At 42.2% G+C, this 17,492-nt stretch carries 14 protein-coding genes, 1 pseudogene and 2 riboswitches; of the genes and pseudogenes, 6 read left to right on the top strand and 9 right to left on the bottom strand.

Going from position 1 to position 17,492, the window contains the following annotated elements; translation table 11 throughout:
• Positions 1-21 precede the first annotated feature (21 nt).
• The 9 genes and pseudogenes from ODOSP_RS12270 to ODOSP_RS19255 form a co-directional block, all read right to left on the bottom strand.
• Entirely contained in the window at positions 22-783 is a 762-nt protein-coding gene (locus ODOSP_RS12270; protein ID WP_013612619.1) for a hypothetical protein, read from the bottom strand.
• A gap of 31 nt (positions 784-814) precedes the next feature.
• Positions 815-973: a type I restriction endonuclease subunit R, EcoR124 family gene (locus tag ODOSP_RS19475; protein WP_197699707.1), complete on the bottom strand. Its 159-nt coding sequence runs from the start codon at positions 971-973 to the stop codon at positions 815-817.
• A gap of 1 nt (position 974) precedes the next feature.
• Positions 975-1,730, bottom strand: coding sequence for a LytR/AlgR family response regulator transcription factor (locus ODOSP_RS12265; protein ID WP_013612618.1), 756 nt, complete (start codon positions 1,728-1,730; stop codon positions 975-977).
• Between the two features lie 7 nt (positions 1,731-1,737).
• Positions 1,738-2,763 carry a sensor histidine kinase gene (locus ODOSP_RS12260; RefSeq protein WP_013612617.1) on the bottom strand — a complete coding sequence of 342 codons (1,026 nt, stop codon included), beginning with the start codon at positions 2,761-2,763 and terminating at the stop codon, positions 1,738-1,740.
• A gap of 18 nt (positions 2,764-2,781) precedes the next feature.
• Complete coding sequence (locus ODOSP_RS12255; RefSeq protein ID WP_013612616.1) at positions 2,782-4,041, bottom strand: ATP-binding protein; 1,260 nt, start codon at positions 4,039-4,041, stop codon at positions 2,782-2,784.
• A 418-nt stretch (positions 4,042-4,459) separates the two neighbouring features.
• Entirely contained in the window at positions 4,460-5,014 is a 555-nt protein-coding gene (locus ODOSP_RS12250) for an ORF6N domain-containing protein (RefSeq protein WP_228026155.1), read from the bottom strand.
• Entirely contained in the window at positions 4,977-6,026 is a 1,050-nt protein-coding gene (locus tag ODOSP_RS12245) for a PDDEXK nuclease domain-containing protein (RefSeq protein WP_013612614.1), read from the bottom strand. Before ODOSP_RS12245 ends, ODOSP_RS12250 begins: the two co-directional genes overlap by 38 nt.
• Positions 6,023-7,579, bottom strand: coding sequence for a type I restriction-modification system subunit M (locus tag ODOSP_RS12240; protein WP_013612613.1), 1,557 nt, complete (start codon positions 7,577-7,579; stop codon positions 6,023-6,025). Before ODOSP_RS12240 ends, ODOSP_RS12245 begins: the two co-directional genes overlap by 4 nt.
• 53 nt (positions 7,580-7,632) lie before the next feature.
• A pseudogene (locus ODOSP_RS19255) lies at positions 7,633-7,834 on the bottom strand (helix-turn-helix transcriptional regulator).
• A gap of 566 nt (positions 7,835-8,400) precedes the next feature.
• Positions 8,401-8,595: riboswitch (cobalamin riboswitch) on the top strand.
• 189 nt (positions 8,596-8,784) lie between these two features.
• Between ODOSP_RS19255 and ODOSP_RS12230 the strand changes: the two are divergent.
• From ODOSP_RS12230 to ODOSP_RS12200, 6 genes are all read left to right on the top strand, one after another.
• Complete coding sequence (locus ODOSP_RS12230; protein ID WP_013612611.1) at positions 8,785-9,705, top strand: sirohydrochlorin cobaltochelatase; 921 nt, start codon at positions 8,785-8,787, stop codon at positions 9,703-9,705.
• Positions 9,706-9,985: 280 nt separating this feature from the next.
• Positions 9,986-10,179, top strand: a riboswitch (cobalamin riboswitch).
• A gap of 37 nt (positions 10,180-10,216) precedes the next feature.
• The gene (locus ODOSP_RS12220) at positions 10,217-11,677 is read left to right on the top strand and encodes a PepSY domain-containing protein (protein ID WP_041556779.1); all 1,461 of its coding nucleotides are present in this window, start codon (positions 10,217-10,219) and stop codon (positions 11,675-11,677) included.
• Positions 11,678-11,725: 48 nt separating this feature from the next.
• On the top strand, positions 11,726-14,065 hold the full coding sequence (locus ODOSP_RS12215) for a TonB-dependent siderophore receptor (protein WP_013612609.1): 2,340 nt from the start codon (positions 11,726-11,728) through the stop codon (positions 14,063-14,065).
• Between the two features lie 126 nt (positions 14,066-14,191).
• A complete protein-coding gene (gene cobJ / locus ODOSP_RS12210; RefSeq protein ID WP_013612608.1) occupies positions 14,192-15,610 on the top strand; it encodes a precorrin-3B C(17)-methyltransferase in 1,419 nt (472 codons plus the stop codon).
• Positions 15,611-15,622: 12 nt separating this feature from the next.
• The gene (locus ODOSP_RS12205; RefSeq protein WP_013612607.1) at positions 15,623-16,252 is read left to right on the top strand and encodes a CatA-like O-acetyltransferase; all 630 of its coding nucleotides are present in this window, start codon (positions 15,623-15,625) and stop codon (positions 16,250-16,252) included.
• Between the two features lie 34 nt (positions 16,253-16,286).
• Positions 16,287-17,474 carry a bifunctional cobalt-precorrin-7 (C(5))-methyltransferase/cobalt-precorrin-6B (C(15))-methyltransferase gene (locus ODOSP_RS12200; RefSeq protein WP_013612606.1) on the top strand — a complete coding sequence of 396 codons (1,188 nt, stop codon included), beginning with the start codon at positions 16,287-16,289 and terminating at the stop codon, positions 17,472-17,474.
• The last annotated feature ends 18 nt before the right edge of the window (positions 17,475-17,492 follow it).

The following is a 17,492-nucleotide window of genomic DNA, read 5'->3' as shown; positions in this document are numbered from 1 at the left end:
CGGTAAATTCAGTATATATACTTATAACTTTTCTATTGTAGGACTTGCCCATAACCAATTGTCCTCAATTTTATTCTCATCAGGGAAATAAGACTTCTCAATAATAAGTTTCGCTAATTTAATGTTACTCTTTAAGTTACTAATATCTGTTTCAGTTAGTGAAAACTTAAAATTATAGATAAATGGAGACTTATTGCCTGCTATATAAACTTTGCATGATGCCGTATAACTTCCTTTCTTCCATATTATAGAGTCATCACACAATCGCATTAAATCGATGTATTCACTTGATTGTTTTATAGTATCCACATTTATATTTCCTGTATATTTTTGATTTTCAATCAGCTGATTAATTTTATTGATCAACTCTTTTTTCTTCTCTCTAAAATATACCGAGTGGAATCCTACAAGTTTTTCAACCAACGCATCCCTATATGAAACAAAAGCTATAGCTTTCTGCTGTTTACCCATCGTTGCAGATGCAAATGGTGCTTTTAGCTCATAATAGGTTTCTCCATACCAAGCCCAATTAAGATTATACGTAGAATTATTATTATCCTTGATTATTAACTCCATATTCTCTACCAAGGAAGATTTATGCTTTGAAATGAATGATAAATTCACATTTAGAACGGAGCCAAATGCGATATAACCAACTTGGGCTTCATTATCGCAAATAATATTAAGTTTGGGTTTCCTAAGCCAACTCACAATCCATTTAATAATTTGTGGCATCCAGGCTAATGCACCAAGAACCGCAGTTATTTTAAATAATGTATCCATAATATATATTATATATATACTAATCAATAACTTATAATTGTTCCCCTACACCTTTGAACTTCTCGATAAAGGTAACAATTTTTTGAAAAACCGTCTGCTTCTTCGTTAAATATTGCGGATTAAGAGGACTCATTTTAGGCAATATGTTATTAAAGTCTGTCCCGTTTTCACTTGCAAATTTACGTTTCAAATTATTTCTCCAACCATTTCTTAAACAATGTCGCTTTCTCTTTGCTTATCACAATATTCTCATCCTTACATCCTTTCAATCTTACTATGAGTTTGGAACTGAAGTAAAAACTGATTTTTCTGATGCCATTAATGTTGGCGATATACTGTCGATTGAGACGGAAGAAACGGGCAGGGTCTAAAGCCTGCTCCAGGTCGTTCATGCTCATGGGCAGCGGATAGGATGTGCCGTCGACGGCAAACGCCGTGATGCGGTTGTCATGCATATTGATGTAGCATATGTCGTCAGCGCAGAGCATGCAAAGCTCGTCACCTTTCGTGATTAGGAAACGCTCGCGGTATTGGCGCGTGTCGTTAAGCACGTCGTGCAGCGGACTCACCACGGCAGACTGCTGCGCATAGCGGTTAAACCGCAGTTTGCCGATTGCGGCACGCAGCTCACCTGCGTCAATCGGCTTCATCAGATAGTCGAGTCCGTTGTTCTTTATCGCCTCCATTGCATATTCGTCGTAAGCCGTGGTGAAGATCACGAACGACTGCGGCATCACCTTGCGGAACGCTTCAAACACGTCACTGTCGGCAAGTCGGATGTCGGAAAAGATAAGGTCATAGTCGTTGTTGGCGGCAAGCTCCTCTGTCACCTCCACCACACTTTTCAGCGGTCCATGCACGTCTATCGTGTCGTCAATATCCATAATGAGCCTTTTCAGACGTCTAGCGCTGAAATGGTCGTCTTCTATAATCAATACCTTTTGCATCGTTCTTCTATTGTTTTCGTTTTATGATTGGCAGTCGCACCTCAAAGGCATCCTGACTGGCTACGAACTCTGGCTCTGCCTCGCCCTCCAGTCGGTAGCGTTGCTTCAGGTTGCTGATACCTATTCCGTACGACTCTATGCTCTGGTCGTTGGTCTGGTTGGTATATATGCGGTTGTTCTTTATGACGAGCATGTCGCCCTGGCGACCAAGAGACACATGAAGTTCGGTGCCGCTCTGCGGACAGTTGTGCTTCACGGCATTCTCGATGATAAGCTGTAGACTCAGCGAGAGAATACATTCGTTGCGGTCGCCGTGCAAATCGTCGGCGTGCAGGACGATGGCGTTGTCGTATCGCATGTTGAACAGCCCGATGTACGACTTGATGAAGTCGGTGCCGTCGGCAAGGGTTATATACTTCTTGTCGATATGCTGAAGTATGTAGCGGTAGATATGTGAGAGTTTCACGACATAGTCCTCAGCCATCTTCGGGTCCTCCCCTATCATTCCGGCAAGTGAACTAAGACTGTTGAACACGAAATGTGGGTCCAACTGCAGCATAAGGTATCGCTTCTGTAAGGCGAGGTTCTCCTTGCCTTTCAGAACAATCATGTCTGAAAAGTGCATCGAAAGGTGGATGAGTGCTACAAGACTCGCTATCAGTCCGAATAGGAAAGACGTTCCCCATATATCCTGCATCATAAGCTTAGGTGCTACAAGGCTCAGCAGCAGTTCGCAGCCACCAGCAATAAGCAGGTTGAAGCCCAACAACACCAGTCCGTTCTGCACGAACACACGGTGGCCCTGCCATTCGCGCCAAAAGCGCTGCTGTTTGAACAGCCATCGGTTGAGATACAAACTCGAAAGCGAGAACAAACCGCAGAGTGCAAAGTCAACAAGCAACTCAGGATACAGTCCGCTTACAGACTGTAGGAAGTCGGGCAGGTCTACCAATATCCAAATGATGTCGTACAGGAAGAAGAAGATAAGCGAGTAGACAAGCCACTCAAGGAAAGAGTTCTTGGATCTATGCATAATTATATAATAAAATGATTATCCTTGCTCCAACAAGTTCTTATCTGTCAAGAAATCCAAGAGTCCGACAGTCAACACACCGAGTTCGTCCTCCTTGCGATGAATGTCATCACCAACAATGACAATCTTACGAAAGTGGTCATTGATTGACAATAATGGGCGACGTTCTTGCTGTTCCTTTTCTGGCGTAGGCATGTGGAAAGCCGACTGGATATACACTCTGTATGGAGGGCGGTTCACCACAAAGTCTACCTCCAACTGTTTTCTGACAAACTTACCGTTCTTATCCTTGCCACCAAGTTCAACCAATCCTACGTCCACATTATATCCTCGACTGCGAAGTTCATTATAGATAATGTTTTCCATAATGTGCGTTTCTTCCTGCTGTCGATAGTTGAGAATGGCTGCACGTATGCCGACATCAGCGAAGTAGTATTTCGTCTCGGTACCAATATATTTTCTGCCTTTCACATCATAGCGCAAGGCTTCCTCTATCAAGAATGAGTCTTTCAGATAGTCAATGTATTGTTTTATAGTGTCTCTTTTTATGGTTACCCCTTGTGAAGATTGAAAGGTATTGGCTATTCTCGTTGGATTGGTTGACGAACCAATGCCCGAGGCAAGCACACGCACCAATTCCTTCATTCCTTCAGGATTACGCAGATGGTTGCGCTCAATTACGTCACGCAGATAGGTCGTTTCATACAGACCACGCAAATAGTCTGTTTTCTTTTCTTCCGTTTCAAGCAAAGCCACCTGTGGCAGTCCTCCAAAAGTATAGTAATCCAACCAAGCTTTGCGTATATCTCCACCAATACCACTAAAGTATTCGTCAAAGGTGAGAGGCCAGATGCGTATCTCGTCACCTCTGCCTCGAAACTCTGTCACAACATCACTTGACAGGAAACGAGAGTTTGAGCCCGACACATACACATCTACATTCCTCATGTGTGTCAAGCTAAGAATAACCTCCACAAATTCTTCTACCAACTGTACCTCGTCCAAGACTATATAATAAGGTTTGCCATCATCCATAACCTTTGAATCTATATAGTCGAGCAAGGTATCAGGCTTCCTCAACCGCCTGTTTCGGAAATCATCAAGTTGTATCTCAATGATGTGACTATCAGTCACCCCATGTTCCAACAACCAGTTATGCCAGATATCAAACAACAGGAAAGACTTTCCACATCGTCTGACACCTGTTATAATCTTCACAAGACCGTTTCCACGTCCTGCAATAAGTTCATCCAAGTATTTCTTACGTTCAAATATCATATTAGAGTATTGTTTTTGATACTGGTATCACATTTTACACCGCAAAGATAATAGTTTTATCCCAAAAGCCAGCACAATCAATGAAAAAACTGCGTTTATCAAGTAAAAAAACTGCAAAACGTAGCTTCGTAAACTACACAAAAATGCTTTATAGAACAAAAGGGTATGACATGTAATCACACCCTTCAAGGGAGTCGTTTCAACCGTACCCCTTTATGAATTTCGTCATATAACTTCTATTCACCACATTATAGGGTCAGTTTAAAACGCCCCTCCCAACCCTTATTTCGTGATTCCTGATGTGATTGAAAGTTAAATACGTTAAATCTTCACCTTTTCGTATCTAATCAGAATCCATACGGTCACTTTTCTACCGTTTAGAGCGTATAATACTGATAATCAACTAATAATACATTCTTCAATAAGAAGTTTCCAAATCAGGCATCACAATATCCGACAGCACTTTACCAAAGTGCCGCATTTTCGCTGTCTGTTTTCCGGAATCGGTTTCCTTATGTAAATCGACCAATTCACGCTTCAAGCATCTTACTTGCGTAAATGTTTCAATAATAGCAAATGTGACATTTAGTGCGTTCTTGCTCTTCAAGATTGTGGCAAGCATATACAACCCTTTCTCTGTAAAGACCTTGGGAAGTACCCTGCTTTTGGAAGAAACTTTTGTGGTCGAAAATTTCGACCGCAAAACATCTGATTCTTCAGAAGACAAAACAAACATATAATCCTCCGGAAATTTATCCGGATTGTTACGCACAGCTTCATTGACCCTCTTTGTCTCGACGCCATAAAGACTTGCCACATCGGCATCGGCTATTACAGGAATATCCCTGATTACAACTATACTCTTCCGAACATCAGTCAGAAGTTTGGGATTTAATTCGGTTGTATGTGTCACAATATTCAAATCTTTTTGCGATTTACTCATATCGTTCGTCCTCCCTTTCTTCTTTTTCAAGTTCCTGCTTCTTCATTATCCGCCACAATTCATCTTCAAACAACTTCCTGTCCGGGAGATACAGCTGGTATCGGCTGACAAAAAGTTGGTTTGAAATGCTTCCCATGGCATATTCCATAGTCATTTTGTCGGCTGTAGCTCCCAAAACGATGCCTATCGGAGCATTATCTCCGTCTGTACATACTTCATTACAAAAATAATTCAGATAGAAATTCATCTGCCCGATGTCTTCGTGCTGTACCTCATTGCGTTTCAAATCAATCAGCACATAAGTTTTCAATATCACATGATAAAATACCAAATCTACATAATAATGTCTGCCGGCTATACTGAAACGGTATTGTTGTCCAATGAAAGCAAATCCCCGACCGAGCAGAAACTGTCCCAAATTACTTACAAGCGATTTTTCAAGATCGTTTTCATCATAATGATTAATGTCTGGCAATCCGGCAAATTCCAACACAAAGGGGTCGCGGATGATGTCTTCCGGCTTTTGCACCTCATTCCCACATTCCGCAAGTTTCAACACCCCTTCCTTGTCTTTGCTTAATGCTATGCGGTGAAACAGCATACTGTTCATCTGACGCTTGAGTTCGCGCACACTCCAATGCTGCTTCTCACATTCTTTTACATAAAAAGAACGTTCTAATTCATTATCCAACTTAAGTATCTCATAGTAATGGCTCCAGTTCAAAAGGTGGGACACTGTCCCACCTTTTGGGAAATACAGATACAACTTTCTAATATACAACAAATTGCTTTTCCCGAATCCCTTCCCGTACAATCTCGTCAAATCTTTGGAAAGACGGTTCAAGAGGTTACTCCCATATTCAGCTCGTTCTTCTCCTTTTTGTTCGTATTCTACAATGTATTTGCCTATATTCCAATAGGCATCTACCATTACAGAATTGATTTCCCGACATATTTTGCCACGTGCCTCGACAAGGATATTGCCTATATCGTTTATCAACGAACCATATAAATTGCCGGCTGTAAGTAATTCATTGTTCATAATTCGTCCTCCTCTAATTCCGCAACTATTTTATCTATCTCTATACGCAACTCGTTCTCTCTTTCCACAATGCGGCGAATCCGTTCGTTCAGTTCCTTGATGTCGGTCTTCGGACGAGTGTCTTTCACTTCTATATAACTGCTTACCGACAAGTTATAATCATTCTCAGTAATAGATTTATAGTCAACAGACTTGGCTATATAATCAACATCTTCTTTTTTGTCGAAAAAATCTATAATCCTGTCTATATGTTTGTTTTCAAGGACATTGTTGTTTGTTTCTTTGGTGAAGAAACTTTCTCCGCTTGCATCAATAAACTGGATTTTGGTATCCGGCTTATGTTTTGAGAGAACTAAGATATTAACGGCTATGGAAGTTCCATAAAATAAATTGGAAGGCAAAGAGATGATAGTTTCAATAAAATTGCTGTCAACCAAATACTTTCTGATTTTTTGTTCTGCTCCTCCGCGATAAAAGATTCCGGGGAAACATACAATAGCAGCCCTTCCCCTGCTTGACAGATAACTCAACGAATGAAGTACGAAAGCAAAATCGGCTTTTGATTTCGGGGCAAGTACTCCGGCAGGAGCAAAGCGGTCGTCATTGATAAGCGTGGGATCATCCGAACCAATCCAATTTACCGAATAGGGAGGATTGGAAACAATGGCATCAAAAGGCTTGTCATCTCCAAATTGAGGGTCGGTAAGCGTATTTCCGAGTGCAATGTTAAACTTATCGTAATTGATGTTGTGCAGGAACATATTCATACGAGCCAAGTTGTAGGTGGTATGATTTATTTCCTGACCAAAGAAACCGTCTTCAATGATGCGATCTTCAAATTGTTTCTTGGCTTGCAAGAGCAATGAACCTGAACCTGCGGCCGGGTCGTATATCTTGTTGACAGTAGCCTGTTTGTGCATAGCAAGCTGTGATATGAGTTTTGAAACATTTTGCGGCGTGAAAAATTCGCCTCCTGACTTTCCTGCATTGGCTGCGTAATTGTTTATGAGAAATTCGTAAGCATCACCAAAAAGGTCTATCTCATGTTCCTCAAAATTTCCAAAATTCAATCCTTCTACACCTTTTAAAACAGCCGCTAATCGACTGTTTTTGTTTTCAACGGTATTACCAAGCCTTGTACTGGTTGTATCAAAATCGGCAAACAGTCCTTTGATATTCTTTTCGGAAGCATAACCATTGGCCGAACTTTCGATAGAATCGAAGATGGCTTTCAAATCCGTATTAAGATTGGGATTGGTGTTGGCAGTCTTTACCACATTACCAAAAAGCTGGCTCGGATATATGAAATATCCTTTTGTCTTTACAGCATCATCTTTAATCTCAGGAGTGATAACACTATCAGGCAAAGAAGCATAGTCGATACTATCGTCTCCACCCTCTATATAGTCAGTAAAATTTTCACTGATGAAACGGTAGAACAATGTGCCTAAAACAAATTGTTTAAAGTCCCATCCGTCAACAGCCCCACGCACCTCATTGGCTATTTTCCAAATCTGAGATTGCAGCTGTTCTCTTTGCTGTATGCTTGTCATTATTATATTACTTTTTCTAATGTTATCAAATAATTTCTTGTGGCAGATAATATTTACTTACTTTTATTGATAAGTTCTCTCCGTTCAATATTTAATAGTTCTGCTATTCTTGAAAGAGTAACCAAATCAGGCTGTGAAACATTGGTACACCATTTTGATATTGTTGATGGATCCCTCCCCAACTGTTCTGCCAGCCACTTTCCTGTTTTCTTTTTTTTCTACCAAAACCAACTTAAGTCTATTTATATCTTCCATGCCAATCATTAAATTGAATTTTACGTAAAGGTAATGAATTAATTTTGTTCGGTAATAGGAGTAATTCACTTTTTGTTTTGCACATATTTACCGACCTTGGAAGGAAAGGCTTTAGCAAGTAGTTGGGGCTCCCGAAATATTTCCGGTGCCCCAAAACACAACTTGATGTTCGTTTGAACATAAAAATCAAGATAAAAAAGCAGGTAAATTTGTCTGTAATTTAAGTATGACCAAAAGCAATTTGATATTGGATTGTTGGTCGGATATAACCAGTAGGTCAGTAATCCAGCCAACCATTCAGTCATTAACTCAATCAGTCAGAAATATCTATTATGACAGTAAAAATTTAATTGGATCAGATGACAAAATTATCTAAGAGCCGAATTGCAAACACCCTAAACATTAAAGTATATAGATGCGAGATTTTATTCATACGAGAGGAAATCCTGAGTGTCGGGCTTCCTCCCGTTCGTTTTTTCGATGTGCGCAAACGACGTTTCGGCAGCCGATTCCTCCGTTTCGCTTTATTTCTCCCGTTTTTCTCATTTATTCCGGAGATTTTTTATACCTTTGCGGCCGGTTGTGGTAATGCAGTATTTTTCTTTGCTGTTTAAAAGGGAATCCGGTTGGAATCCGGAACAGTGCCCGCTACTGTGAACCCTGTGTGTAGAAAAGCGTCTTACACCACTGTCCGGATGTAAGGATGGGAAGGTTGCTTTTCTGGGGTAAGTCAGGAGACCTGCCATGATTGTATAGGTAATAAAGCTTTTCCGGGGTCAGAAAAGTTATTATTAATGTCTTAATTTAATCATTTCATGAAAAAATGGTGTATGCTGGTAATGCTATGGTTATTTGCCATCGGTTATGTGTCGGTACAAATAACAGGATCAATCCGAACTAATTGCAGGATAAGAGGTATATTGGATCGTTGAAAATAAAATGATAATCATATGAAATATTTGTTTTTAGTAATAGCGTTGTTTATCGGGTCGGTGTGTATGGCCCATTCCGATGAAAATTTTATAGAATCGGATCTTTTCGGAAATTTAGGAGAGCGGGATAAGGCTGCCATCCTGATCATCCATTTCGGTACCACTCATGACGATACCCGGGTTTTGACAATCGATGCAATCAATGCAAAGATGAAAGAAGCTTTTCCAGGTATCGAAGTCCGGGAAGCCTGGACCTCCCGGATTATCCTGAAGAAATTGAAGGAAAGGGGAGTAGAACGCCTGAATCCGGCCCAGGCACTCATTCAGCTGCATGAACAAGGTTATACGCATATTTTAATACAATCTACGAATATAATCGAAGGTACCGAGATGAAAGAATTGCGTCGCGAAGTGGAAGGGCTTTCGCTGAATTTTAAAGATATTCGTGTCGGAAATCCTTTGTTGTATGCTCCTGAGGATTATACAGTGGTTGTGAAGGCAATTACAGAGGCCATGAATCAGGCTGATAGAGGTGGACAAAAATTATTGGTGGGCCATGGAACACCCGATCCTGCAACAGCTTCGTATGCTATGTTCGATTATATGCTGAAAGCGGAAGGACATCCGGAATATCATGTCGGAACTGTAGAAGGGTATCCGGAATACGAAGACGCTTTGCGGCTATTGAAAAACGGAAAATCCAAAACATTGACTTTGGCCCCCCTGATGTTTGTTGCCGGAGATCATGCTAAAAATGATATAGCAGGCGAATGGAAGGAAAATCTTGAAAAACAGGGTTATAAAGTGAATCTTTACCTGAAAGGGTTGGGAGAAAATCCAACTGTTCAGCAACTCTTCATCCAACATGCCCGGTTTGCTGCCGGACATAAAGCGGTGGATATGGCTACCAGGAAAAAGGGGTATATGCAGGGAAAATAAAAGGTCGATTCTTTTTGCGGAAACCCGCAAAAAGAATAATGGACAGATGTCAATGGACGATGGACAATTATTGGAAGCTTTGCTTCCATCAAAAGATAAAGAAGGGAAGAAAAATGAGAAAAGAAAATGAGAATAAAATCATTGACAATCAACACAATATATCCTATTCTTCGGGTATACTGTTTCATTGTCAATTAACCAGGTGCCCGCAGGGTCCCATGACTTTATAAATATTATGAAATTTATAGACTTTCAACTAAATTAAACGAACGTTTTATTTGATATCTCTTAAGTTTTCGGTGAATTTTATGTTTTCTGCATAAAATGAGAGGGAATCCGGTGCAATTCCGGAACAGTGCCCGCTACTGTGAGGTTCGTATAAGGTGAAAAGTTTTCTTACAACCACGGTCGACGCGACTGGAAGGTTACTTTTCCGGACTGAGTCAGGAAACCTGCCGAAAATAATAATAATGCTATTCCCGTGGACAGGAATAAGATTATAGATAAAAACATGTTGACAAAAATTTTCCGAAAAATTCATCGGATACTCGGTTTATTACTCAGTATCTTGTTTCTGATGTGGTTTATCTCTGGGATTGTAATGATTTATCATAGTTTCCCACGGGTAAATCAGAAATTGAAATTAGCCCGTCAGGAGTCTCTGACAGGTCCGCTTCCGGCTGTAGATTCTTTATTGCAGGTACTGCCCGACAGTAGTCGTTTAGGAGGTTTGTCTGTAGATATGTATCTCGACCGGCCGGTATTTCATCTGAAAGGGCGGCAATTACCTGCCGGTTTGTATGCCGATTCATTGCAGGTTGTCGGTAAACCTGATTTTAACGAGATTTGCCGGATTGCCGGACAATTGGGTGGATCGGTTGCTTATCGGGTAGATTCCTTAAACCGGTTGGATCAGTGGATTCCTTTCGGTTATTTGACCAAAGAATTTCCGATTTATAAGTTTTCGTTCGAAGATGATGCCCGGCAAGAGATGTATATATCTTCGAAAAGCGGTAAAGTGTTGCAATGGACTGACCGGAATTCCCGCTTTTGGGCTTGGCTGGGGGCTATTCCTCATTGGGTGTATTTTACTTCTCTACGGCAAAATCAAGCGCTTTGGATTAATTTTATGATCTGGGCGTCCGGATTGGGAGCTATCATGTGCTTCTCCGGTTTGTGGATCGGGATTTGGGTATTTTGGAAAAACCGGAAGAAAGGGTTGCGTTCGCCTTATAAAAAATGGTGGTTACGTTGGCATCATATCACCGGTGTGGTTTTCGGTGTTTTTGCTCTGACATTTGTATTTAGCGGAATGATGTCGCTGGTGGATATTCCTTCCTGGATGCAGAAAGGTAAAACCAGGAACCGTGAAGTACGTTTTCGGGGACGTGAGGGGGGAATGTTGGCCGCCGATCTGTATGCCTTGGATTACCGGAAAATCGTGGATAGTCTGTCTGATGTGAAAAGTATCGAGTGGGCATCCTTTGGAAAATATCCTTATTATGTCGTGAATTCGGGCAGTAAAAAACAGTTTATCGATGCTGCGGATACGAGCCGTTTGTCGCCTTTTACCCTGACCGAAGAGATGGTGCGTGAAACGGTTCGTGAAATTCACGGTCAGGATACCCCTTATACTCTGGAATGGATGACGGATTGGGATGATGATTATTTCTCCCGCCGGAATATGCTGACACTTCCGGTGTATAAAGTGGTGATAGACGATGAATTGCATACCCGCCATTATTTCAATCCCGAAACTTTATACCATCGGCAAATCGATGATAATGGACGTTTGAGAGGAGTTTTGTATAGTGGATTGCACAGTCTGAATTTTAAATTTCTGGCCGAACGTCCGTTGTTATGGAACGTTGTGATGTATGTGTTGATGCTCGGAGGAACTTTCCTTTCTCTATCCGGGGTTGTGTTGACTTTCAAGTGGTTGGGAAGAAAAATCCGGAAATTATTCCGATAATCTTATAGATAAAGTAATAGAATTGAATTGTTATTAATAGTGCTAAAAATGAAAAAATTAATTTTAGTTTTTGTAATGTGGCCGATGATGGTGTCTGTGTTTGGACAAAATCAGCGGAAAAGTATAACGGATACGGTTTTCCAGTTAGATCAAGCCATTGTGAAAGAAACAATCAAGAAGAAAGTAAACCTTTTGAATCTGGATGTTCCTTTAAAAACATTACCGATGACGGTGACTACTTTGTCGTCGGATGTTTTGGAACGGAAGAATATTCTGAATCTTGAGGATGCTGTCCGTTTTTTACCGGGAGTTACGGTGAAAGATCAGTTGGGAGCTTTTTACCGCTTTTCGGTTCGGGGATCGAATGAGACGGTAGTGGCTGTAGATGGTTTTAGAGATGAGCGTTCGTTATTAAACAATGTACCTTTCGGTGATTTGTCCTCCATAGAATCTATCGAAGTGTTGAAAGGAGCGGCAGCCGTGTTGAGCGGGCATTCTGTCATGGGTGGAGTGATTAATATTGTGCGTAAAAAAGCCGTTCCTGATTTTACTGCCGGAGCCCGGTTGAGTTATGGGAATTGGGGGGTGAAGTCGACAAGTCTGGATTTCGGTGGGAAATTGGCAGGTCCTTTGACTTATCGGGCAACAGCACATTATTCGACAGGAGATGGATACCGGCATGTACGTGCTGACCGTTTTTCAGCAACGGGATCACTGGCGGCAAATATTGGTAAAACCGGTTATTTCGAGGGAACGTTAGGTTATAGTGATGACAAATACGATACGGAAATAGGATCTGCTCCAACCTATAATCGTGCAGATATCTTCGGTCCCGACGGGAAGGTGGTTATGGCGAAAGGTTCCCGGAATCCCTTTGCCGATTATCATACCATATATAATGATTTCAATAATAATATGATGAAACGCCGGGTGACTGATATTTCTTTATCCTATACGCAGCAACTCGCCTCTTTTATGAAAATACGGGACCGGTTCAGCTGGAATCATAGTGATTTGGATTATGCTGCGGTTGAAGGAATGAGTTACCGGACAGATACGGTGAACCGCTTCAGTGGAGGATATTATTATGAAAACGGCAGTAAAAGATATTATATTGATCTTACCGACTCCCTGAAAACAGGTTCTCCGCTTTGTTTCAGTCCTGACAGCCGGGGATGGACCAATATGCTGGAATTAACGGGAGATTTTAAAACCGGAATAGTGGGACATAAATATATATTGGGTTTTACCTATTCCTATTTTAATTATACACAGTATAATGGCTGGAATGAAGGAGATGTATGGGGACCTGGCTTGAATCAGCTGGTATCGCTGCATAATCCGCAGCTGGTAAGAAATTGGTGGGATTATAAATATTCCAAAGCATCCATTCGGGATTGGAGAACTTCAGGATTATATATACATGACGTGATCGATATAAATAACAAATGGAAAGCGATGGGATCTGCCCGTATGGATTTTTATAATTACCGTACTGCTACTGCTAAAGTAAAAGACGGACGGCAGGAATACGATGAGGCAGACCGGAGTGAATGGAAGAAAGTAAAGACTTCTGCCTTTACCGGTAGGGCAGGTTTAGTGTATATTCCGGTGGAGGAGATTTCTCTCTATGCTTCTTTTGGTTCTCATTTCAAACCTTATAATACGATGTACAGTAGCCGGGTAATTTATCTCGACCGCAATGGAAAGCGGTTTAATCCTTCTAAAGACGGAGGTGAAGTCTTTAAGCCTGAAAAGGGATACCAGGCTGAAATCGGAGTACGGTATATGTGGGCTGACCGGATCGATTTTTCAGGAAGTGTATACTATATCCGGAAAAATAATGTGGTGAAAAATTTAGGCACCCAGGAAGAGAAAGATGAAACAACCGGTGAAATGGTTCAAAAAACGATACAAGCTCAGGTGGGTACTGCCGATTCGCGGGGATTCGATCTGGAGTTGACGGTACATCCCGTTTCTACCTTGGCTGTTACGGGTGGCTTGGGCTGGCAGGACTACCGGATCAGGAAAATCAATCAGAGTAAAGACTATCCGGAATATACCGATCCTGGTAAAAATGTACGGGCTACAAGAATTCCCCGCACTACTTTTTATGTGTATGCCGATTATACCATACCTAAAGGATTATTGAAAAATTTGTCCTTCCATTTGAGCGGAACTTTCCAGGATAAAATATTTACCGATGTAGCCAACCGGGTTTATAATCCTGCTCTGTTTCTTGTAGACGGAGGATTATTCTATACGATAAAGCAAAAAGTCACTTTGGCTTTAAATGTGGATAATCTTTTTGACAAAGAATATTTTAAAAGTACGACGGTATATGGTAAACCGAGAAATTTTACCGGAACGATATCTTACCGTTTTTGATTAAAAATGCATAAAGAGACAAGGGTTTTGTGGTAGATAGCCACAGAATCCTTGTCTCTTTATTTATAATAATAGATGAAATGGATTATCACATTATTTTTATCTTTGTCTTTAAAATGAATTCAAATGAAAAACGGTAAAATATATGTAGCCGGGATCGGGCCCGGTTGTGAGGATGATATTACTCCTGCAGTGAAAAAAGCGGTGTCGGTATCGGATGTCGTGGTCGGATATAACTATTATTTTTCTTTTATACAGCCCTTTGTCATGGAAGGGGCAGAGTGTGTCGATTCCGGGATGAGAAAAGAATGGGACCGGGCTCAGATGGCGTTCGGGTATGCCGAACAGGGTAAAACCGTTTGTGTCATCAGTTCCGGTGACGCCGGAATCTATGGAATGGCGCCTTTAGTCTGGGAGATGAAACGGGAAAGAGGTTCTGAAATCGAAATCGAAGTATTACCCGGTATCAGTGCTTTTCAGAAAGCGGCTTCTTTGCTTGGAGCACCTGTCGGACATGATTTCTGTGTGATTTCGCTGTCTGATTTGATGACTCCCTGGGAAAAAATAGAAAAACGGATTGAGGCTGCTGCCGCTGCCGATTTTATCACTGCTGTATACAACCCCAAAAGTGAAGGACGTTATTGGCAATTATACCGTCTGAAAGAAATCTTTCTGCAACAACGGGCAGGGAATACCCCGGTGGGTTATGTCCGTCAGGCCGGACGGCCGGAGCAGGAGGTAACCGTGACCACCCTGGCCGATTTCGATCCGGAACAGATAGATATGTTCACCGTAGTACTTTTGGGAAACTCCCAGTCCTATAACTGGCAAGGAAAAATGATCACCCCCCGCGGATATTACCAAAAAATGAAACACGGGGACGGGGGTTTTGTTTCAAAACCAGGTCAGGAGATCATGATCCGTAGTTTCCGGACGATCGCTTCGGAGTTGAAGCATCCCGATATCCCGCTGGATCGCAAATGGGTTTTATTGCATACGATACATACCACTGCCGATTTCGATATGGAAAATAGATTCTATGCCGACGAGGGGGCGGTGGACTCGATCTACCGGGCTTTAAGCGGGGGGAAAGTAAAGACTATCGTCACGGATGTCACGATGGCTGCTTCGGGGATCCGGAAAGGGGCACTCGAACGTTTAGGTTTGGAAGTGAAGTGTTATTTGGCCGATCCGCGGGTTGCAGAGATGGCTTCCCGGATGAATATTACCCGTACCCAAGCAGGTATCCGGCTGGCTACGGAAGAGCATCCCGATGCACTTTATGTTTTCGGTAATGCGCCGACAGCATTGATGGAATTGTGTTCTCTGATGCGGAGAGGAAAGGCTTGTCCTGTCGGCGTGGTCGGTGCTCCGGTCGGTTTTGTAAATGTACGTGAATCCAAGCATATGCTGAAATCTTTTACGGCTGTTCCTAAAATTATTATCGAAGGCCGGAAAGGAGGGAGCAATCTGGCTGCAACGATTGTGAATGCCATTCTTTGTTTCGACGATGCAGGGCAGTTATTGCCGGGGAGAGACCTTTAAAGATGGTGTAGGATGGATAAGGTAATCGATATACAAAATTGGACACGGAAAGAAGAATACCTGTTTTTCAGGACTTTTCTTAATCCGATGATTTCTGTTACGGTTGAGGTGGATTGTACGACGGCTTACCGGAAGGCAAAAGAACGACAACAGCCCTTTTCATTGTATTATATGCATGCAGCTGTAACGGCGGCTAATCGCATCGAGGAATTTCATTACCGGCAAGTAGGAGAAGAGGTCATACTTTATGAACGAATCGATTTATTTACGCCTGTACAAAATGCCGACGGCAGTTATCGTTCTGTCCGTTTGCCTGCGATAGAAACATTCGAAGATTTCCTGGCTGCTGCCCGGCCTCTTATCGAGGCTGCAAAGCGTGGAGAAGGAGAGGTACATAATGAGGCCGGACAAGGTAGGGATATTTTGTTGATCAGTGTGAATCCCTGGTATCGTTTTACAAATGTACAACTTGCTATTCCCGGAGAACCTCACCAGAATATTCCGATTTTTACTTTCGGTAAGATAGAAGAACGGGAAGGTAAGCGGATCATGCCGGTGGCTTTATCGGTTAACCACGGTTTTGTCAGCGGCTATCAGATCGGATTGTATTTGAAGGAGTTCCAGCGATTGTTGGACCGATAGTTTTCTGATGAATCCGGAATGAAAATAGAGATAAATGAAAAAATTCTATATCATAGGCATCGACGATAATGGCCAAAGGGAATTTCAGGCTGAAGTTCGGGAGATCATTACAACTCATCGGGTATTTTCCGGGGGGAAGCGTCATTATGAGTTAATGCGCGACCGTCTGCCGGAACAGTATGTTTGGATCGATATCACCGTACCTCTGGAGGAGGTTTTTGAGAAATATGCCGCTTATTGCGAAGTGGTGGTTTTTGCCTCGGGTGATCCGCTTTTTTTCGGATTTGCCAATACGGTAAAGAGCCGTTTACCGGAAGCGGAGATACAAGTCTTCCCCTGGTTCAATTCTTTACAAATGCTGGCTCATCGTTTGGTCATTCCTTATCAGGATATGGAGGTCGTTTCCCTTACGGGGCGTCCGTGGCATGAGTTCGACCGGGCTTTGATTGCAGGAAAGGAAAAGATCGGGGTGTTGACCGACCGTCAGCATACTCCGGTAGCGATTGCCGGGCGTATGTTGGAATACGGGTATGCCGGCTACCGGATGCATATCGGTGAAATGCTGGGAAATGTGACCGAACGGGTACGGACGATGGAATTGCCTGAGGTGTTGCGTTCGGATTTTGCGTTTCCGAATTGTCTGATGCTTGAAAGGACCGGGCTGCGGAGCCGCCCTTTCGGTATTCCTGAAAATCGATTTTGTCTATTGGACGGGCGTGCTAAAATGATTACCAAGATGCCTGTCCGTTTACTTACACTCAGTATGCTGGATTTACATAACCGGCATAGCTTCTGGGATATCGGTTTTTGTACAGGTTCCGTGTCTGTCGAGGCCAAATTGCAATTTCCTCATTTGCATATCACGGCTTTTGAAGTTCGGGAGGAAGGGCGTGAATTGCTTGAAAAGAATAGCCGGAAATTCGGTACTCCGGGAATAACGGGAGTTATCGGTGATTTTACAGAAGCCGATTTATCGGTTTATCCGGTTCCTGATGCTGTTTTTATCGGTGGACACGGTGGAAAACTTGCCCGTATCCTGACGATATTAGCCGGTATTATGCCTGTAGGAGGTATTGTCGTTTTTAATTCGGTTTCCGAAGAGAGTCTGAATTTATTTCGTCAGGAAGCGGTCCGGTCCGGTTTCCGTCTGACGGACGAATGCCGGATCGCTGTGGACGATCACAATCCGATAACGGTATTGAAAGCTTGTGCAGAGGCGTAAAATTGAATTTAAATGAAT

This window comes from Odoribacter splanchnicus DSM 20712, assembly GCF_000190535.1.
Taxonomy (GTDB): Bacteria; Bacteroidota; Bacteroidia; order Bacteroidales; family Marinifilaceae; genus Odoribacter; species Odoribacter splanchnicus.
This window is presented reverse-complemented; position numbering and strand designations above follow the sequence as displayed.